General features: G+C 39.7%; 18 protein-coding genes and 1 pseudogene. 5 read left to right on the top strand and 14 right to left on the bottom strand.

The window, feature by feature from the left end; genetic code table 11:
• The first annotated feature begins 225 nt into the window (after nt 1–225).
• Nucleotides 226–1,347: an NAD(P)/FAD-dependent oxidoreductase gene (locus tag ACP6PK_RS22455; protein ID WP_426562825.1), complete on the top strand. Its 1,122-nt coding sequence runs from the start codon at nt 226–228 to the stop codon at nt 1,345–1,347.
• A gap of 184 nt (nt 1,348–1,531) precedes the next feature.
• Here the strand turns inward: ACP6PK_RS22455 and ACP6PK_RS22460 are convergent, their stop codons facing one another.
• From ACP6PK_RS22460 to ACP6PK_RS22495, 8 genes and pseudogenes are all read right to left on the bottom strand, one after another.
• Nucleotides 1,532–2,104, bottom strand: a complete 573-nt coding sequence (locus ACP6PK_RS22460; RefSeq protein ID WP_426562827.1) for an HXXEE domain-containing protein — start codon at nt 2,102–2,104, stop codon at nt 1,532–1,534.
• A gap of 295 nt (nt 2,105–2,399) precedes the next feature.
• Nucleotides 2,400–2,687, bottom strand: a complete 288-nt coding sequence (locus ACP6PK_RS22465) for a GGDEF domain-containing protein (RefSeq protein WP_426562859.1) — start codon at nt 2,685–2,687, stop codon at nt 2,400–2,402.
• Nucleotides 2,688–2,738: 51 nt separating this feature from the next.
• Nucleotides 2,739–3,113 (bottom strand): methyl-accepting chemotaxis protein, encoded by a 375-nt coding sequence (locus tag ACP6PK_RS22470; RefSeq protein ID WP_426562829.1) that lies wholly within the window; start codon nt 3,111–3,113, stop codon nt 2,739–2,741.
• 68 nt (nt 3,114–3,181) lie between these two features.
• The gene (locus ACP6PK_RS22475) at nt 3,182–3,973 is read right to left on the bottom strand and encodes a methyl-accepting chemotaxis protein (RefSeq protein ID WP_426562831.1); all 792 of its coding nucleotides are present in this window, start codon (nt 3,971–3,973) and stop codon (nt 3,182–3,184) included.
• 21 nt (nt 3,974–3,994) lie between these two features.
• On the bottom strand, nt 3,995–4,264 hold the full coding sequence (locus ACP6PK_RS22480; RefSeq protein ID WP_426562833.1) for a hypothetical protein: 270 nt from the start codon (nt 4,262–4,264) through the stop codon (nt 3,995–3,997).
• A gap of 641 nt (nt 4,265–4,905) precedes the next feature.
• Nucleotides 4,906–5,010, bottom strand: a pseudogene (locus ACP6PK_RS22485) (IS1 family transposase); the annotation flags it as partial.
• Between the two features lie 294 nt (nt 5,011–5,304).
• Nucleotides 5,305–5,880, bottom strand: coding sequence for an EF-hand domain-containing protein (locus tag ACP6PK_RS22490; RefSeq protein WP_426562835.1), 576 nt, complete (start codon nt 5,878–5,880; stop codon nt 5,305–5,307).
• A gap of 125 nt (nt 5,881–6,005) precedes the next feature.
• Nucleotides 6,006–6,185 carry a hypothetical protein gene (locus tag ACP6PK_RS22495; protein WP_426562837.1) on the bottom strand — a complete coding sequence of 60 codons (180 nt, stop codon included), beginning with the start codon at nt 6,183–6,185 and terminating at the stop codon, nt 6,006–6,008.
• 69 nt (nt 6,186–6,254) lie between these two features.
• Here ACP6PK_RS22495 and ACP6PK_RS22500 point away from each other — a divergent pair, with 69 nt between their 5' ends.
• Nucleotides 6,255–7,904 carry a nucleoside recognition domain-containing protein gene (locus ACP6PK_RS22500; protein WP_426562839.1) on the top strand — a complete coding sequence of 550 codons (1,650 nt, stop codon included), beginning with the start codon at nt 6,255–6,257 and terminating at the stop codon, nt 7,902–7,904.
• A 360-nt stretch (nt 7,905–8,264) separates the two neighbouring features.
• Here ACP6PK_RS22500 and ACP6PK_RS22505 read toward each other — a convergent pair whose 3' ends face one another.
• Together ACP6PK_RS22505 and ACP6PK_RS22510 are read right to left on the bottom strand one after the other, a co-directional pair.
• The gene (locus ACP6PK_RS22505; protein WP_426562841.1) at nt 8,265–8,660 is read right to left on the bottom strand and encodes a GlcG/HbpS family heme-binding protein; all 396 of its coding nucleotides are present in this window, start codon (nt 8,658–8,660) and stop codon (nt 8,265–8,267) included.
• 166 nt (nt 8,661–8,826) lie between these two features.
• Nucleotides 8,827–9,396: a cytochrome b gene (locus ACP6PK_RS22510; protein WP_287240795.1), complete on the bottom strand. Its 570-nt coding sequence runs from the start codon at nt 9,394–9,396 to the stop codon at nt 8,827–8,829.
• A 549-nt stretch (nt 9,397–9,945) separates the two neighbouring features.
• Between ACP6PK_RS22510 and ACP6PK_RS22515 the strand changes: the two genes are divergently transcribed.
• On the top strand, nt 9,946–11,286 hold the full coding sequence (locus ACP6PK_RS22515) for a hypothetical protein (protein WP_426562843.1): 1,341 nt from the start codon (nt 9,946–9,948) through the stop codon (nt 11,284–11,286).
• Nucleotides 11,287–11,356: 70 nt separating this feature from the next.
• Here the strand turns inward: ACP6PK_RS22515 and moaB are convergent, their stop codons facing one another.
• The gene (gene moaB, locus ACP6PK_RS22520) at nt 11,357–11,875 is read right to left on the bottom strand and encodes a molybdenum cofactor biosynthesis protein B (protein ID WP_426562845.1); all 519 of its coding nucleotides are present in this window, start codon (nt 11,873–11,875) and stop codon (nt 11,357–11,359) included.
• A gap of 25 nt (nt 11,876–11,900) precedes the next feature.
• Nucleotides 11,901–12,485, bottom strand: a complete 585-nt coding sequence (locus ACP6PK_RS22525) for a Uma2 family endonuclease (protein WP_426562847.1) — start codon at nt 12,483–12,485, stop codon at nt 11,901–11,903.
• Nucleotides 12,486–13,580: 1,095 nt separating this feature from the next.
• Here ACP6PK_RS22525 and ACP6PK_RS22530 point away from each other — a divergent pair.
• Nucleotides 13,581–14,804: a flavin monoamine oxidase family protein gene (locus ACP6PK_RS22530; RefSeq protein ID WP_426562849.1), complete on the top strand. Its 1,224-nt coding sequence runs from the start codon at nt 13,581–13,583 to the stop codon at nt 14,802–14,804.
• Nucleotides 14,805–15,060: 256 nt separating this feature from the next.
• On the top strand, nt 15,061–16,065 hold the full coding sequence (gene hemB / locus ACP6PK_RS22535) for a porphobilinogen synthase (protein ID WP_426562851.1): 1,005 nt from the start codon (nt 15,061–15,063) through the stop codon (nt 16,063–16,065).
• A 559-nt stretch (nt 16,066–16,624) separates the two neighbouring features.
• Here the strand turns inward: hemB and ACP6PK_RS22540 are convergent.
• Nucleotides 16,625–18,004 carry an MFS transporter gene (locus tag ACP6PK_RS22540; protein ID WP_426562853.1) on the bottom strand — a complete coding sequence of 460 codons (1,380 nt, stop codon included), beginning with the start codon at nt 18,002–18,004 and terminating at the stop codon, nt 16,625–16,627.
• Nucleotides 18,005–18,293: 289 nt separating this feature from the next.
• A complete protein-coding gene (gene recO, locus ACP6PK_RS22545; protein ID WP_426562855.1) occupies nt 18,294–19,154 on the bottom strand; it encodes a DNA repair protein RecO in 861 nt (286 codons plus the stop codon).
• Nucleotides 19,155–20,022: the final 868 nt, after the last annotated feature.

Below are 20,022 nucleotides of genomic sequence, written 5' to 3' on the forward strand. Positions count from 1 at the left end.
GTTTGCTAAAAAAGTTTTTTTGTAGGGTAGGTAATGTGGGAAGTTTGCCCGGAAATGCAACCTATACTCTTCATAAAACGACCGCTTTTTCATCCCCTTGAAACTTTTATTTTTTCGTAAATCATGGCTTACTACTGCCTCACCAATATTTTGTGTTAGAAAACTGGCTTTTTTTTAGAGAATGATTATCATTATTATAAAGTATCTATTGGAGAATGTCTGCTTGTGAAAAAAACTAATGATCGTTTTGAAGTTGTAATTGTGGGGGCTGGGGCTGCTGGAATTGGCTGCGCCGTAGTCTTAAAAGATTTAGGAATTGAAAACTTTGTCATTTTAGAACGACATCAAGTCGGGGCTTCTTTTAGCCGTTGGCCAGAAGAAATGAAATTCATTACGCCGTCGTTTCCCAGTCATGGTTTTGGATTGCTGGATCTCAATGCAATAGTTTTAAATACTTCTCCTGCCCTCAGTTTTAGAAAGGAACATCTTTCGGGGGAAGAATATGCCATATATTTGGAGACTATAGCAGAGTATTTTCAACTACCTATAAAAACCGAGACAAATGTGAACACTATTGGAGCTTTACCTCAAGGGAAAGGCTTTGTCTTGGAAACTTCTAAAGGCGAGTTGCAATCGCAGTTTGTGATTTGGGCAGCAGGAGAGTATCAATATCCCAATCTTAATCCTTTTCCAGGGGCAGAATTATGTATTCATAATTCCCAAATAAATTCTTGGAGAGAGCTTGAGGGGGACGAATTTGTAGTTATCGGAGGCTATGAAAGCGGTGTAGATGCAGCGTCATTTTTGGCAGCATTAGGGAAAAAAGTAAAATTAATTGATCGCCAGAGTAGCTGGTTAAACTTAGACTCAGATCCTAGTGTTTCTCTGTCTCCTTATACCCTGAAACGTTTAGAAGTAGCTTATTCTATGGGTCGGATTGAACTAATTGGAGACCAGCACATTGAAGCAGTCAAAGCAGAAAAAAAAGGATATGTGGTGGAGAGCGAGTACGAAGAGTGGTTTAGTTCTACACCGCCAATTCTCTGTACGGGGTTTAATAGCAGTTTAGAACAAATCGCACCTCTATTTGACTGGTCAAATGGTTATGCAGCTCTGACTCAAGAAGATGAGTCTACCCTAACTCCAGGATTATTTGTCGTCGGCCCTTCAGTGCGTCACGGCAATATAATTTTTTGTTTCATTTATAAATTTCGGCAGCGATTTGCTGTGGTAGGAAATGCGATCGCTCAACGCCTGGGAATCGATCCTACTCCATTGGAAGCCTATCGCCGACAAGGTTTGTTCTTAGATGACCTTTCTTGCTGTAATGACGATTGTGTTTGTTGAACTATAAGTTGTACGGGCTTGTTAACGAAATCGGGACCGCAGGCTGCCTGCGGGATGCGGGGCTGTTATTCGGATGAGGCCAGCAGGCAGGCTTGGGGGAGAAAACACTGCTAAAGGCATCCTTAAAGTACGACCTCTGGTCTCGATTCGCTGCAAATGACTGAATCGGGAAGGGTCAATAATATTACGTAACTCTAAATAGGTAATCTGCTAGCCAGGCACTAAAGGTTAGAATCTCATGAAAAAATAGTGGTTCTTTCTCGCCTCCAAGGATTGTGGCCACCAGATATAGTATTGCCAGGACGAAAAATGTTCCCAACAAGATTGGACTGATAAGTCGGTTGCGAGCAGCATGCCAGGAAACCAGTAAAACTGATGGGATATTAAGTATTGCACAGGAAAGAAAGCCCGGTGCATAGCCTTCAAAGGTGAATTGCCAATATACGTGCTGCAAAGAGTTCGAAAACGGAATCATCAGGAAAAACGGGAAAACCATGAGTCCAGTGGCACGAACAGTAGGCAGAAGACACGCAATTCCAGTCCACAGAAATCCGATCAAAGTGATAAAAACCAACCAAGTGCGCAATGCCAAATCTGAAATCACAGTCCCATTCGAGAAATGCTCCAACCACCAGGGCATTATGTTCCACTCTTCTATCTCGTGGAAAGTAAATGCCACAGGCACGATCCAAATGATTTTACGAAAGGGGAGTGAGGCGACCTGATCAAAAAGTGTGTGATAGATTTTCTGTGTCATAACTCCTTATGTCAAGAATAGTAAGAATTCGCGGAAAATATCCTAGTAAAAATCATTATTACTCTAGCGAAGCCTAACTATGAATTATACGGATTTTTTCCATCTAATCACCCCTAATACGGATTTTATTAAGATTTCATCCGCATAACACCCTGCATAGCGATGTTATACGGAAATGTTCTGTCTAATTCCCTGAGATCGCGTTTTATTAAGAATGCTGCGTTGCCAAAATTTATCGGTGGGATAGTAGGAGTTGAAGTGGGAAACGCACCCTACAAGAACGGTGATCGCACTTTTATTTTATGTCTGCGTCTTGAAAGATGACTTGATTACGCCCATTTGCTTTCGCGTGATAGAGTCGTTGGTCTGCATTATGTAACAGCTCTTCCATTTTCTGATCGCTCGTTTCACTCTCCACCGCACCAATGCTCACCGTTACTGAAATAACCTGCTCATCGGACAAGACAATCTGAAGATATTGAATATGCTGGCGAATTCTTTCAAGGATAATGACCCCATCCGATAACACTGTGTTTGGTAATAAGAGTGCAAATTCCTCTCTGACATTTTTACAAAAATCTATATTTAGAGAACCTCAACGCCGAGAGCATTAGAGGTTAGGGGCTATCGCACTCTATTCCCTATTCCCTCTTCCCCAAGCAATTCCCTCAGTGTTAAAAAACGCAATGGTCTGCTGGAGTTGTTTGGATTGGGCAGAAAGGTCTTTAGCTATGGCGGCTAACTCTTCGGAGGTCGTCGCATTCTGCTGGGTAACACGGTCTAACTGCTGAATCGCTCGGTTAATTTGCTCAGTACCGCTGTTTTGTTCTTTGCTCACTGTACTAATTTCCTGGACTAACTCGGCAGTTTTTTGAATATCCGGCAGCAGTCCCCGCAGCATTGCCCCCGCTTTTTCGGCAACCATCACAGAAGCGTTCACTAGATCAGTAATCTCTGTAGTCGCTGTTTGGCTTCCTTCAGCCAACGCTCGCACCTCTGATGCTACCACAGCAAATCTTTGCCACTGACCTGAGTGCGTACCGCCTCAATGGAAGCATTTAATGAGAGCATACGGGTTTAGTGAGCAATATCCTCAATCATCGAAATTTTTTGAGCGATTTCCTGCATGGCAAGCACAGCCTCAGCAACTGCCTGCTCCGTTTCCCTGGCATCGGCAGCGACCTGAATCGCCAACTGTTCGGTTTGCAGGGCATTTTCAGTATTTTTACGAATAGTATCTGTCATCTCCTTCATGGAGGAGGATACTTTCTCGGCAGCAACTGCCTGTGAGCTTGCCCCTTCTGACATCTCCGCCGCTCTAGCACTCATGGCATAACTCCCCTCTGCCACATTATCTGTCACACTCTTGACATCGATCATCACCCCCTGGAGCTTTTCGATAAAGAGGTTGAACCAATGGGCGACCTCTCCAATTTCATCATGGGAGGTGATCCTCAGCCGTCGGGTTAAATCGCCCTCACCTTGAGCAATATCTTTAATCCGTTTGGTCATCAGCACGATCGGGGTTCTCAACATATTCGAGATCAGCCAAAACAGACCTAAAACGAAAAAAGACAGGAGCATGGTGACACTCAGAATAATACTTTTCACCGTATTCCGAGCCTCCGGAACTAGGATAGAGAATCGGCGGGAATTGTCTTGAAGAGTGCTAAGAGAAGCTTGGAATGCATCAACAAAGGACGCAGAGGAGATACGCCGATCCAAATAGTTATGGATACTCTCGTCAGCTTTATGGAGATCGACAATATCTTTTTCGCACAGATAAAATACCTCGCCAAAACCTAGCAGCGTGAAGGCAGATCGTTCAATGCCATTGACGGCATCAAGACAGGCTATGGGCAATTCCAATGTGTTGTCCAAGAGGGGTTGTCAGCCCATTTCTAGGCGTTCTGTGGAGTTGGCTGTAACCAGCGATGTGTCTACAGACTTATCCGGATGATGCAGTGTTTCTTGTAATTGATCGAGTTTAAGCTGCATCAACAGGACAAATTCAATATGCTCCCGCTCTAAGAATTGAAAGTACCCAGTTTTGGCAATTTCTATCATCCCAACAATATTCATGAGAATGAGCGCAATGACTGTCACTCCCACGATCGCCAATTTTTTTCCGATTTTCTGATTCGCTAACCACTTAATCATGATGTTCCTCAGAATTGCTGATCATAGCTAAAAACTTTCGGATACAGTGCTTTGCGCTGTTAAGCAATCAGTCATTGGATTAAACCCTATATCTTGCTCTATAATAAGGAGTAACTGCTATAGTCTACAACACCTTGCAAAAACATCTGAGTTAGCCCGAATAATATTTATATTCAGGGCAAACACATCATCTGAAATTGCCTGAATCATAATTGCGAAAGGAAAGTATAGAGACAAGCTCTGCTTCCGATTTTCTCAAAAATTTCAAAGGGCTTCAAGAAGCGTCATATAATTTTACAGAAAAATAACAAATTCTGCTGGAGAAGCAGAAATGGATCACCTTTCTTTAGGTCTTTATACGCGCAACTATGAACTATACAGATTTTTTCTATCTAATCCCCACAATACAGATTTTCTTAACATTTCATCCGCATAACACCCTGCATAGAGATGTTATGCGGAAAATTTCTGTATAATTCCCTGAGAGCGCGTTTTATACGGATTTGTTTGTGCCTATGATCGACACAACTCCATTGGAAGCGAATCGCCGACAAGGTTTGTTCTTAGAGGACTTTTCTTGCTGCGATAACGATTGTGTTTGTTAAAAAATAAGATTTATGGCGTTGGAGAATGCGTAATGTTTAAGTGGGAACTGGCACAGTTTTAAATCTTAAGTAATATACAGGCAAACAAGTTGAATACTTCAACATTTTTAGAGATTTAGAGTAACAGAGAGTTTTTCGATATTTATATTATGTCCGGATAATTAGTTATAAAAAAACTTTCTTCTTCTTCCTTCTTTTATTCTGACTCCTGACTCCTGACTCCTGACTCCTCCCCAGTTATTTATTTATCACTGTTCAACCGGACATGATATTACATGGTGAACTACCAGATGCGAAAGGGACGCGGGACTATATATACTAACGGCAAGCATTAAAAATTTTTGACAAGAAAGGATGACGGCGATCGCTCACCCCGATTGATCGCGGCTAAAGTCCATACCTACCACGCAGCCGATTCTCAAACTCGGGTTAATATTATGAATCTACCAATGGCCCATAGGGAAGCGGAGAATAGCTCGGATCGCTAGTGGGTTCATACCAGTAGTTCATATGACCTTCAATGAACTCGACGCGGGAGATGAAACCATTGCCATCAACATCAATGCTGTCGAAAGCTTGATCGGCACGGTCGGTATCCTCTCCCCCAGAGTATATTGCTAGATACTTTCGGTATTCTTCACGGGATATCTTTCCAGAGCCATCTGTATCGACGAAATCAAAGAACACTTCGTTCTTTCGTCTACCCGCTTCACGCGACGATTGCATCAACGAGACCGCCTTTGCAGCATTGGCTAGGAACTTTTCGTAACCGATCTCGGTTTCAGCATCGACCTCACTGCCTCCAGCAACAAAGTTATCAAACAGGGAGCGAAACACTGCACGAATTTCTTCGTCTTTCGACCGATCGTTTTGATTTTGTACCAACCGCTCCGCAATCTCTTCATATTCAGAGCGCGACAAAAAACCATTTTGGTTCGTGTCCATGACCTTGAAGTAGGTTTTCATCTTGGCAACCCAAAAATTAGATGACAACAAATCTTCTGGAGACATTCTTCCTAATTCCACAATTAACTTCTGGCAATTTTAGCGTGTTCAACCATTGGTGTCAAGTTAAGGAAAAATAAGTCAATGGAAATAGTACGAAGTGGACATATCAGACGCTAAATCCGCACTAACTAAATATCCTTGAGGGCGAAACCAACACCGATACAAAGAATCCGCCCATTGACTGGAATATCGGCAAGAACCAGGCGGGTCAATAAATGAAGTGTGTCCCTCAATAGGGCGGCAAATCTTTCGTCATAAGTAGCGGCGCGTTCTTCGTCGAAGACTACAGCTTGTTCTTGATTTTGCATGAGAGAATAAATAACTTTGTTATTTGTATTTTACAATGATTATCATTACCATATAGTGTTGATTCAAGAATGAATATTTTTACGCCATCAAAATTAGAGCGCGATTGTATTGTGGTTATTGGTAAAGAGAATACGGGCAAGTCCCAACTAATTGCGGCTCTTACAGGACAGACTGCCCAGAGTGCAAATTTTCGCGGTTCTACAGTGACTTGTGACACTTATCAATCTGAAGCCTATACCTTTATTGATACTCCTGGAATTCTCTATCGTTCCGACAGCGTAACTACTAAGAAAGCTTTAAGACAGCTACAAGAAAATGACACCGTGCTACTAATAGTCAAGGCAACCGACGTAGATCGAGATTTAGCCGATCTACTGCCTTTAGTAGCAGATAAACGGGGCGTTGTGGTGATTACTTTCTGGGATAAGGTATTATCGACGGTTCATACTCAACAAGTTGTTCGGGAATGGAGGGAAGCTTCTAACCTGAGCATTGTCACTGTAGATGCTCGCCACCTGACAATAGAACAAAAAGACTATATTTTGGCTTCTCTGGAAGAACCTCATCCTTTTCCCGCGCAATGGATTCCTACAAGGGCTGGCTGGTATATTCAACCCCAACCAACGCTGTTAGAACATCCTCGACTAGGCTGGTTATTGGCGATCGCTCTATTACTTATTCCTGCGATTATTGCTGTCTGGGGTGCTAACTCCTTTGCGACTTTAGCAGACCCTAGAATACAAAATGCGATCGCTCCCATTATTAAACCTTTATCCCAACTCCCAATCTGGTTAAGAGAAATACTGATAGGTCAGTATGGACTGATAACTATGAGTCCGTTGCTGTTTATTTGGGCGATGCCCACAGTAATTCTCTATGCCCTATTCTTGGGCGCATATAAAGCTAGTGGGTTAATAGAACGAATTACCATTGCTCTCAATCCTTTACTCCGTCCGTTTGGGTTATCGGGACGGGATTTAGTGCGAGTAATTATGGGTATGGGGTGTAATGTTCCTGCGGTGATTAGTACCCGTGCTTGTTCTAGTTGTTCTAGGGGAACTTGTATTTCGGCGATCGCTTTTGGTTCGGCTTGTTCTTATCAGTTTGGCGCAACTTTAGGGGTATTTAGTGCGGCTTCGTTACCTTACTTGATAATTCCTTACCTGCTGTATCTCACAGCAACCACCTTGATATATACCTACATGATTTCTTCCCCTACAGCTAAATCGAATCAGAATCCCCTAGTAATCCAAGGAAGAGCATTTTTAGAATTTCCTCGTTGGTTAGTTATTTGGCGCGAAGCTAAGTCAACTATTAATCAATTTTTGTTCAATGCAATTCCCATCTTTTTAGTTATTACCGTTATTGCTTCTGTCTTGAATTGGTTAGGAGCGATCGCAGCTTTAGCCAATATTATTAACCCTTTGATGGGATGGTTTAATTTACCCCCTGAAGCCTCATTGCCTATTATTTTAGCTTCTATTCGCAAAGATGGACTGCTATTATTTGCGGAACCAGAAACCTTGGCTATGTTAACTCCCTTGCAGGTTTTGACTGGGGTGTATCTAGCAGGAGTATTGCTACCTTGCTTAGTTACTCTGTTAACTATTGCGCGAGAACAGTCTCTTCGATTTGCCTTATTGCTGTTAAGTAGACAGGCGATCGCTGCGATTGTTTTTTCTCTATTGCTTGCTTGGGGAGGATTATTAATTAGCTAAAGGTCAAAGAAAACATTTAGCCCAAAAGCCCTTTATGGTAATGGCCCTAACCAGACACAATTGTAAATTTATAGCGCTACTCATTAAGGTTAAGACATTTCTAAATCCTGTTTTGCTGCGCAACATAAAAAGCGGAGCTTTTCCCTATACGAAAAACCCTTTGACAGTTTACTATTTCCTATTCCCTATTCCCTATTCCCGATTCAAGTAGTGCTATACTTTAGAGCTTTATTAGCCTCCCCTTTCAAGGGGAAAAAAAATAAATTTTTTCCTTGAGCGTCAATCCTCTCCCTCAAAGGGAGAGGTAATTATCAATTATCAATTAATCAACTTATCCATCTCATAAATGGTTTTCAAGAATTAAAATAAGGCCGCTCCAGCTTCGGCAACGGCATGGTCTTGCTCTCCAGACCCCCCACTAACTCCAATTGCTCCCACTATTTGTCCCTCACTGTAAAGGGGGATTCCCCCAGCAAAAATCATGATTTTGCCATTGTTAGAGGCATGAATCCCAAAAAATTGTCCTCCTGATTGACTCTGTTCGGCTAAATCTTTAGTGGCCAGATCGAACGCCCGCGAAGTATACGCTTTTTTAATGGAGATATCGATACTTCCGATCCAAGCTCCATCCATTCGTACATGGGCTACGAGATTTCCTCCCCCATCCACTACTGCTATATTCATTGGTTGACCAATTTCGAGTGCTTTTTTTTCGGCGGCACTAATTACTCTTCTGGCATCTTCTAATGTAACCATTAATCCCTCCATTGGATTTTACTTTAGATGTCTGTTAATTTAGCTGATTGGGTTAACATATATTCAGACTTTAAGTACACTAGCAAATTACAGGCTATTAGACAATACCATTTTATTATCTCTAAGTTTCAGTCAATCTCGCCATTAATTGAGGCAAATTTCTGTGTTAGCTAGGTTTAGTTTTTCTTTTACTAATGCGTCGCCAAAATCCTTTGACTACCTTAAATTGATCGATCGCGTGTAAGATAATAAATGCTAAAAAAGTATAAGCTAACCAAAAATGTATATTTCGACCTAAGTCTACTAAGTCACTATTCTGGGGAAATAAATCAGGTAAGGTGAGACCAAAAAAGCGGACATTATTGCTTTTAAAGGAGTTAGAAAAAAAGAAACCACTAATAGGAACAGCCCACATAAAGATATAAAGAGAAGTATGCAGGGCTACTTTTTGCATCCATTTAGAAGTATACTTGGGCAATCGCTTAGTATATTTCTTCCACCACACTTGTAATAGAGTTAAAATTCGCCAAGTTAATAAAGCCATTGCCAATACTCCTAGAGATTTATGGAAATCATAAAGTAAGTTTCTTCCAAAGGCTTCTCTAGGCAAACGCGACATAAAAGAACCAACTACAAATATAATAATGTAACAATTAAACATCCACCAATGGATTGACATTAAATTTTGGTAAGCAGAATTTTTTCTCGGTTTGTTTGTTTTTGAAGCTTGAGCCATGATTTTCCCGCAAGTTATTTTACAGTGATACTATTGATTAAATTTTAACATTTAATTAAGATTGTAAATTTTTTATAGAACCAACCCAAATGGGTTCTATGGTTCTATAAAATTTGGTGAAACGTAGGGAGATGGTGGATAATGGGGCTATTTTTATACTTTTTTTCCCTATTCTATTTCCTGCTAACTTCTGACTTATTAATCCTGACTCCTGACTCGTAAAACTCACTTTTGTAAAGATACACTTAGGGGTTCTATAAGAACTTTGTGGTCATTATTACTTGAGAAGTTTTATGACAGCGATAACTTTTGACAAAAATCAATTAGATAAGTAAAAAAATAATCATTTTAAAATTTTTCCAGTGATCGCTAATACTGGCCAATTAGTAGTAATAGAGCGATCGCCAGATCATTTCTAAGTTTCAGTCAATCTCGGTATCAATTGAGCCAAATTTCTATCTTAGCTAAGTTTAATTTTTCTTTGCACTCTGAAAATATCAGATATGGTAATGTTTATTTAGTTTATGTTAGAAAAATAAATGCAAAGTCATGCACACAACAGCAATTGATTTTATACAGCGTTTTACAGGAAAGGATTTAAGCAATCGAAATTTACTCGAAGAGTTTTCAGATCAAGTCATATTCTCTAGTTGGTTAAAAAAACAATATCCTAATACGTCACAAGAAATGTACAATGCCATGCTATTGGTGGCACGACCCTATTTTGAGTATAAAGATACGCCCGTATACGTTGTATCATTGGTCGATACACTTTTTATTACGGGGCGTAGTGACTCTAGCATCAGCTTTATCCGACCTAGTACTTTAGGTACTCAAAAACAAATGATCCTTGATGTACCACATGCCGGAACCTTACCACCTTCTTGTGTTGATGGACTATTATCTGATGACGTAATTGCTGATGAATCCCTATGCTCTAGCAATCCTTACACAATTTGGAATCAAGCAGATGTTGGGGTTTTGGAGGTATCTGGAAGTATTTGGCAAAATAATCAAAATTTTGTCTGTGGTTCGGCAGTATTGACAAATTTAATTATCAGCAATGGCAATCGCGCCCCAGCAAAAGAAGGTAGAACTAATCAGGTCTACAATACACACACTTATCGTGGGACTCGTCTATACAAAGATATTTCTCAGCCTACTGAAGAAACAAAACTAGGGTTAAAAAAGAATCATGACTTGAGTATTGCTGTAGCTGGAGCATGTCGTGCTGCTGCCTATATGACAAATCCGAATTATCCTATTATCTGTTTAGAACCACATAGTTATTCAGCATTTTCCCATGAAATACTCGATGCGTTATTTTCACCAAAACTAGATGGTATGAACTTAACTAAATTTGCACCGCACAATGGTGGTACAGATACCAAAGCACTACTAGATTATCTCCGCAATACCTATGACTTGAAATCGTATCAAGAGTTAGTTAGACCATTGGTGTCAGTCCTAGATGTCTCAATTCCTGACGAGCCAGATAAATACAGTACGGTTAATCGATCTCAAATGGAAGCTTTTGTCGATCCCTTTATAAGCATGATACGGGAGGCTTCTAACAAACTACCCATTAATATTGATAATTGGGAAAAATCGCGTCCTGATGTTTATGGTGCTACCAATACCATACTGCAAAGGTTAGAAGAAGTGATCAAAAAAGCCAATTATTATCTTGAAATTAATGATGACAACCTAATATCAAAAACCATAAATACGGTGACAATTGAATATAATAGGGGACTTGTAACATCCAACGAAACCTCTAAGATCCACACCAGTGAACAAGATTTTTACGAGCGTTGTCAATTGGTGGGTGCGGCATTTGTAGCTGGCATCAAGAATATGCAAAATCTGTGTTCATTAATTGATAATTGATAATTGATAATTGATAATTACCTCTCCCTAAAAGGGAGAGGTAAGTAACAAAGCGATCGCCTAATCATTTCTAAGTTTCAGTCAATCTCGGTATCAATTGAGCCAAATTACAAGGACGATTACGAGAATCTAGTTGCTCTTTGATAATACTCCATCCTGTTTGACAAGCACCACTAGAACCAGGTAAACAAAAGATATAAGTACCGTTAGCTACGCCTGCCAAAGTTCGAGACTGAATGGTAGAGGTTTTAATTTCTTGATAGGAAATCATCCGAAATATCTCACCAAATCCTTCAATTTCTTTGTCTAAGAGTGGTTTAATAGCTTCTGGTGTACCATCTCGTCCTGTAACTCCGGTACCACCAGTAGTCAAAATTACTTGGACAGATTCATCTGCAACCCATCTAGATACTACAGCACGAATTTTATAAATGTTATCGGGAACAATAGTTTTTTCTGCTAATAAATGACCTGTTGTGGTTAAATTATCCACTAATATTTTGCCCGATTTATCATCAGCTTCGGTTCTTGTATCAGAAACTGTTAGGACGGCGATTTTTAAGGGTAGTAAAGATTCGTTTTGATTCATTTTTGTGATTTTTGTGATTTTTTAATTAATGTAGGGGCGGTTCGCGAACCGCCCCTACAGAGAAATAATTTTCTACTTCTAAAACACTTTTACCAAAACAACTATTGACAATTGTTGTCACGCGATCGCTGTTTAAGTTAGGCAGAGAATTGCTTATTGTTAATTCTAAATATCCTGAATCACGATAAACAAAGAATATAATTTTATTGTTTTCCCATAGCCAAACTTCAGGAATTTTTAAGTATTGATATTTAGTTAAATCGTCGATACTCCCTGATGTTAGATTTATTTCTACTGCCAAATCTGGCTTGTCTTTGTCTATTTCAAAACAGTAAGCTACATCAGGTTCTTTCCCTTCTTTTCCTTCTTCTTTAAGAGTGGTTTGATTAAAGGTGAAAACAGGAATATTAAGATTACGACAATACGCCCAAATAATTGCTCTAATATAATCACCAATCAATTCATGGTTACGTCCTGGGGAGAAAATAGTAATAACTCCATTGCGAAATGAGACTCGTTTACTGGGCAAGTCTAAACTAATATATTCAGCCCAAGTTGTATTAGTAATTGTGCTAATTCGATCGCTTTTTTGTGTTCCAATAGTTAACATTAGTTCTTAGGGGATATAGTTATTTCCTTAACTTACTAGAATATCAGACTAAACAATCTGAATATTAGCCTAAAGAGCGATTTTATCATCTAAAGTCTCTTTTGACTCTATTATATTTATACCAAATAACTAGCTTGGCTTAAAACTAGAGAAGCTGCAATGAGCGTACCAACTAATTTTATAATGCTTTTATCAGTGTTAACTTGCCTTGCTACCGACTTTCCCAATCTAAAAATTATTACTGATGCTCAAGAGTCCTATTTAGTTAAATGCCGCCTTTTTATTGCGTACCATAGCAAGTAAAATAATGGAGACCAATATAGCAAAGTGGAATATGCAGCCTCAGTCAAATGAAATGCCAAAACCGCCGAAACTACCAAGCGCATCCAGAAATTCAAAAAAAACTTCACTAACCCATTTATAGGCAAACCTCGACACTCAATATGATCCACTATAAAATCATCATTCGTCCGATAGCAGCCTTTTTGTAGATCGACGACTTCTCCAAAATCAAAATAAGGTAATGGGATTGAAAATGCAAAAATTAAGCTCAACAAAAATAGACCTACATATATAAGGGAAATATTCTTTAAAAGAATAATCAATTTTTTCTTCATTATGATTCATGTAAAAATAAGTTGTACAAATTTGATTGGACAGTAGAAAGTTCTCAGTAGAAAAAAACATTCCCCCTTGATTTTTCCGCCCTCCTCTGCTGAAAATGCTGATTTTTTGTAGCTCCCTAATCAGTAGTTCTACAGATTGAGAATTTTGTTGAATCTAAATAAGGAAAATTATAGCAGATAAGCGATCGCTCAACCTTTCCCAAACAATTTTTAGACTATACTTAATATTTATCAAATTTAGGTTACAGCAGTTTTCATGTCGGTAGACTACAGTAGGGGCGTTTGCGGAGCATTCCGGAACGGAAATGGCCATTTGCTGGCGCAAAGCTCCGCTTTATATGTCGCTCCGCGTTAACGGAGTTGTGCGATAGCAAAACGCCCCTACAAGGTTTTGGTTGTAACAATGTGGTTCATCAATCTGAAAAGCGCTATAAAGTAACTAATGACTCTTTGATAAATCTAGCTAAAAATGAATCGACGATTATTACTGCATGGAGTTACAAGTGGCTTACTTTTGAATTTCTTGCCCTGGCACAGTTTTCAGGCAAAAAACCAAAAGCTTCTCGGCTACATCCGAACCAATTGGAGTCGCGATCCCTACACTTATGGCTCATATTCACACATCTCAAAGGGAGCTTCGCGGAGTGACATTCGTGCCCTGGAGCAGCCCATTGACAAGAAGATATTTTTTGCTGGTGAAGCTACTTTTCCAAAGCACAACAGTACAGTTCATGCTGCCTACGAATCCGGGCTTCGGGCAGCTAACTCAATCTTGCAAGGTAGTGCCGATAGAATTGCAATTATTGGTGCGGGAATGAGCGGCCTTGCCTCAGCACATAAACTTTCCACAAATGGTCGAGAAGTTACTGTGTTTGAAGCACGCGATCGCATTGGGGGACGGATATGGACAGATGACCGACTGGGAGTACCATTGGAGCTGGGAGCTAGTTGGATTCATGGGATAAACGGAAACCCCCTTGTGGATTTGGCCGAGGGGCTAGGTCAGCGACTTATCCGAACGGAAAAAGAGGATTACATTATTCGAGGACGTGGTGGGCGTAAAATTAGGGACAGTGATGCCCCAGGATGGTTGGAAAATGTCGTTAGTATCCAGCACACGGCTGGAACAAATGAAGATCGAATCAATCAGCGGGCTTATCTCTTCGTGAATGACTACGATGGTCCCGATGTCATATTCCCAGATGGATACGCAGGTATTTTGGCAGCCTTGAAGGGTGACTACAAAATTAAATTGAATACACTGGTTAAGGAAATTTCGAGAACTGAAAAAGGGGTGATACTGGGTTTTGAGAAAATTAATAATCAATCTTTTGATGCGGTTTTGGTAACAGTCCCCCTTGGTGTACTCAAAAAAGGAGATATCAAGTTCCATCCTGTATTGCCCAAAAATAAGCAGCAAGCTATCGATCGACTCGGAATGGGGACTTTAGACAAAGTTTATTTGTTATTCGATCAGCCATTCTGGGATTTATCAACTACCTGGATATTAACTCCAGAAAACGATCTTCCTCCAGGGCAGTTTAACCAATGGTTTAATCTTTATCCATACATTAAAGAACCTATCATTATGGTTTTAAATGGGGGGCCACCAGCTTTAGCCTTATCGGCACTTTCAGATGAAGATGTTGTGCAAAGAGCCTTACAAACTATTTACACTGCCTATTTAGTTTAAAACGGAATGAAAAATGCTAATCTTATTTTTACTTCTCTCTTCACACTCCCCACACTTCCCCACCCAAAAAGCTTAACTATATTAAGGTTTGTAAACTAACTCCAAGCTGATACCTACACTCTATTTGAGGGTAAGTTTATAGCTTTACTACATAGTGACAAATTTTAACACCGACCTACTTAATCTCCATTGACTAGATGTAAATTTTTGATTATGATTAATGACTATCAATTATATTAGGATAACTAATCTACCCATGACTGAAACAAATTTTTCCACAGAATTTCCTGGCGTACAGCGCCCCCGTCGTCTCCGTCGCACTCCTGCTTTACGACGTATGGTTGAGGAAAACCAGTTGACGGTCAATGATTTAATTTATCCATTGTTTGTGATGGAAGGAGAAGGGCAAAAAGTCGAGGTTGTTTCGATGCCAGGAAGTTATCGCTATACTCTAGATTTACTGCTCAAAGAAATAGAGGATGCTTATAATTTAGGAATTAATGCGATCGCTTTATTCCCCCTAGTTGAGGAAGCAAAAAAAGACAACGCTGGCACTGAAAGCTACAACCCAGATGGGTTAATACAAAGAACTGTAAAGGCGATTAAACAAACAATACCAGATATTGTTGTCATTACTGATGTAGCCCTAGATCCCTATTCCAGCGAAGGTCACGATGGTATTGTGGCGGAAAATGGAGTCATTCTCAACGACGCCACCGTAGAAGCTTTGGTCAAACAAGCACTATCCCAGGCTGAAGCAGGTGCTGATATTGTCGCTCCTTCAGATATGATGGATGGGCGTATTGGAGCGATTCGCAAAGCTCTCGATGCTGCTGAATACTTCGATGTGGGAATACTTGCTTACTCTGCTAAATATGCCTCAGCTTATTATGGACCATTCCGGGATGCTTTGGATTCCGCACCAAAATTTGGGGACAAAAAGACTTATCAAATGAACCCTGCTAATGCTAGGGAAGCCATCAAGGAAGTAGCTTTGGATATTGCCGAAGGTGCAGATATGGTGATGGTTAAGCCTGCGCTGGCTTATTTAGATATTATTTGTGAGGTGAAAAAGACAACAAATCTACCTGTAGCTGCTTATAACGTGAGTGGGGAATATGCTATGATTAAGGCTGCTGGTGAGAAGGGTTGGATAGATGAAAAAAAGGTAATGTTGGAAACTTTAACGAGTATGAAACGAGCTGGTGCGGATTTAATTTTGACTTATTTTGCTAAGGAAGTTGCGTTAATTTTGAAGTAAGCATTTCCTGCGGAATGCTTCGCAAACAGCTATTAGCTGTCAGCTATCAGCAATAATATCATGTTTGGATAATCACTTATAATAAAGTTTTCGTTTCTAAGATTTATACAAACCTGCCCCTGAGACGGTGGCTTATATCACTGGGGGCGGGTTTATCTGGCTTACTTGGAAAACTTGTTGTAGGGACGTTGCATGCAACGTCCCTACGGTGAAACCCGCCCCTACGGTGTCTTCCTAATGCACGTTTTTAGATGAAACAATGCACTACTAGACTTTCATTCTGACTCCTGACTTCTGTCTCCTTGTTTCCCTGCTGATAAAAGGTGCATAGGGTAGGGGCGGGTTTATCTGGCTTACTTGGAAAACTCGTTAACTTAATGGTTAAACCCGCCCCTACCGAACCTGATTCCCTAATGCACTATTTTAGTTGAAACGGTCCATTACTAGACTTTCATTCTGACTCCTGTCTCCTGTCTCCTGACTCCTTCTTTGATTCTGACTCCTACCCTCACCCATAAGACTTTTTCAGCAAGCCCTAAAATAAGGATTGCTATAACAACTATTCAAAAGTCGGTTTAGAAAAGAAACTGAAGAAAATACCTGCTATTATTGCTGCTCCTGCTAACCCAAGCAACACTGTCGATAAACCAAGAAAAGTTTCTGCCACTCCTACTAAAGCTAAGGGTAAACTTAAGGCAATATTAACCGCATTATTCTGGAGACCAAATACTTTTCCCCGCATTTCTTCAGGAGTTTCCGCTTGAACAGTAGTTTGCATTGGCACTCCCACTACTGCACCAAACATTCCTAAAATACCAATCAAAACCATAGCTACCCAAAACTGTTGATTAAATATAGATAAACCTGCTAAAGAAGCTGCCATTCCCATAGATCCAATCATACTGAGTTGGAAATGAGATAACCAATGTCCAAGTTGACCTACCATTCCAGCACCAATAGCCATACCTACTCCAGCAGCAGCTAATAATAATCCAAATTCTTCAGCCTCCATACCAGGAATAATTTCTGCCAAACGTACTGCCAAAACTGCTAAAGCTGCAAAAATAGAAAATAAAACGATTTGCTGAATAATAGCATTACGAACTCGATGATGATTTTTCAGGTAACTTAAGCCATCTACCAAGTCTGCCAGAATATGGGGTTGTTCCTTTTCTGTTAGGTCTTTCTGTTCGCCAGTTTTGAGTAGTATTAATAGTAAACCAGCGATCGCGTAACTTCCTCCTACGACTAATTCTTTACCTAAAGCTTCCCCAAAACCAATTTTTGCTACTAAATTATCGGCAAATTCTAATAATGGGTCTCCTACGGCAAAGCCAATAATTACAGAAGCCATCATTGTAGTGGTGTAGAGAGAGTTGGCAGAAAGTAGGTTTCGCTTTTCTACAATTAAGGGAATAACTGCTTGTTCCGCAGGGGCAAAAAATTGAGTCAGGGTAGAAACCAAAAAAGTCAACAATAACATTAGGCAAAATCCTAAAGGTAGGTTGCCTAGATTAAAATCGTTAGATAGCCATAATATTATTGGCAAAATCAGAACTAAACCACCTCTGACAATATTTGTCACAACTAAAACTGCTTTTTTTGGCCATCTATCTACATAGACACCAGCTCCAGCTCCAAATAATACTGCGGGAATAGTAAAAGCAATCATAATTGCGGATACCCATCCACTTATAGTTTGGTCTGCTGCTTGGAATTGATTAGCAATAATAGCAATCATTAGTACGAGGTAAACTTTATCTGCTAGTTGGGAAAATACTTGACCACTCCAGAGGGTTAAAAATTTACCATTTTTCAGCACTGGCAAAAGTCCACGTTCGGGTTCCTTTTCTGCTAATGATGCAGCGGAAATAGATTTGGTTTTCGGTTGTTTTTCTTGTCTTTTTTTTGTTTGTAAATTTGAATCAGATAGTTGCATTTTAATTGATAATTAATAATGAATATTGTTCAAGAATTGAGAATTGAGAATTACCTCTTCTTATAAAAAAGAGGATTGGCTAAAAGGATTTTTTTTCTCCATGAATGGAGAGGCTTTATACCTTAATTTTTTAGTAAATTATTTCTGAAAAAAATTTGGTTTGGATACTAAATTTCTACAGTAGTTTATAGCACCGCTTATCCCTAATTTTTCGGTGCGTTAAGCATTCCTAACGGAATACTTTGCGCCAGTAAAAACGCATCCTACTGGACTGAATATTAACTACTCCCTACTCCCTACTCCTACTCCCTATTTGAGATTCTAAATAAGTATCAATCAATTCAGCAGAGCGGATAGAGTAGCCCAAATGATACTGAGCATATTTTCTTAAAAGTTTTTCTACTACAATCCAATCTTGATGGGAAGTGAGTTTAACTAGGGCTTTGAGTTGAGGTTCAGCTAACTGCTGAAGTAGTGAAAGTTGATTAGCATTGAGTAAAGTATTGATTTTAGTAGTAGTCTTTTGTCCTAATAAGTTTGGATAAGAAGATTGTACAACAGAAGTATCATCAAGTTTAATAATTCCTCCTGAGTCTATACTAAAGCCTACTTGCCAGTCGGAATAATTGAAGTTTGGTTGTAATTCATTTCCTGTAGCACAACACATTTGGACTTGTGGTGCTATTCCTTCTATAGCGAGTAGATGATAAATTCCATGAGCGAGGTATGCTATAAGTTGGGTATGCCAAAGTCGGTCGGTTTTATGTTGTAGTTGTTCTATTCGACCCAAATGTTCGCTTAGTAAATAGAAAAGTTCTGTTTGAGGATGTTCGCTCAGAGCTTGATGAAGGACTAATTCTGCTAAATATTGACCTGCTGCTAATTTTCCCAGGTTTTGACTAAGGCCCGCGTAGGATAGTATAGTTTCTGCTTGATTGATTCTATCAAGCGATCGGCCTTTGGATATTAATAATTGATTTACTACAAATAGTTCACTTCTGCCCCCCAGTTTGGATTTTTGCTTTCTGACTCCGGGAGCTACTACTCGTATCAAACCATATTCTGGGGTGAGTATGGTTAATAGACGGTCTGATTCTCCTAAAGGCATGGCTTTGAGATTTATTCCAGTTGCTTTATAGAGTTTAGCCATATTGTTAGGGTTTGTGGAAAAAGTATGAGTGTTAAGGGTAGGAGTAAGGAGTTAGGAGAAAATCATAGTGCTAACTTATGAGTCCAAAGTTAAGACTGATACTATCTGATAAATACTATATATAGTATTCGTTGCTTAATTTTAGCGATCGCTAATCTTAAAAGTTTTAGTTATCAATTTCTTGTGTTAATTTGAAAATTTTAAATTTTGTCATCAACCTCTGACAAAAAATAGCCAAAATTTCTGAAAATAGCCAACGGAATTTCAATAGTTTCGGCTTTTCCATGATATTATGAAGGAATAATAATCCAAGGGTATTTATTGTCTAATAAGATTTTGTCCCCTCAAGTACCTATAAACTCGTTGTGGAGAGTAGCGATCGCCTCATATTGATTTGAGGATGACGATCTAATTTTTCGAGGTTATCTATATGCTGGTTTGACGTATTTGTAAGTATATGGTAAGGAAGATAGCTTACTTAGAGCTTGCTGAATAATTAATAATTAACTAGCTATCAGCTATCAGCAAGCCTGTTACAGAGGAGCTGCGCTTTTCATGTCGCGCAGCGAAACAGCTAGCCTCCAGGGTCGTAACTACGCGATTCAGCTAGAAATCCGGGGATATAAGTCCCCCACAAGAGCTTGGAAAAAATTAGTGGTGTGTGCTAATGGGGGGAAAGAGTCCCCCATTATACACCGTGAAAAGCTGACCGCTGACCGCTGACTGCTGACTGCTGACTGCTGACTGCTACTTCAATAATTAATAATTAGGGTTTGCTGAAAAAGTCTTTTTTAAGGAGTAGGGGAACGGAGGATTCATTAATTGATAATTGATAATGGATAATTGATAATTACAAGAAGGTTAAAAC

This window comes from Dapis hubbardiae BLCC-M172 (assembly GCF_050016015.1).
GTDB lineage: Bacteria > Cyanobacteriota > Cyanobacteriia > Cyanobacteriales > Microcoleaceae > Trichodesmium.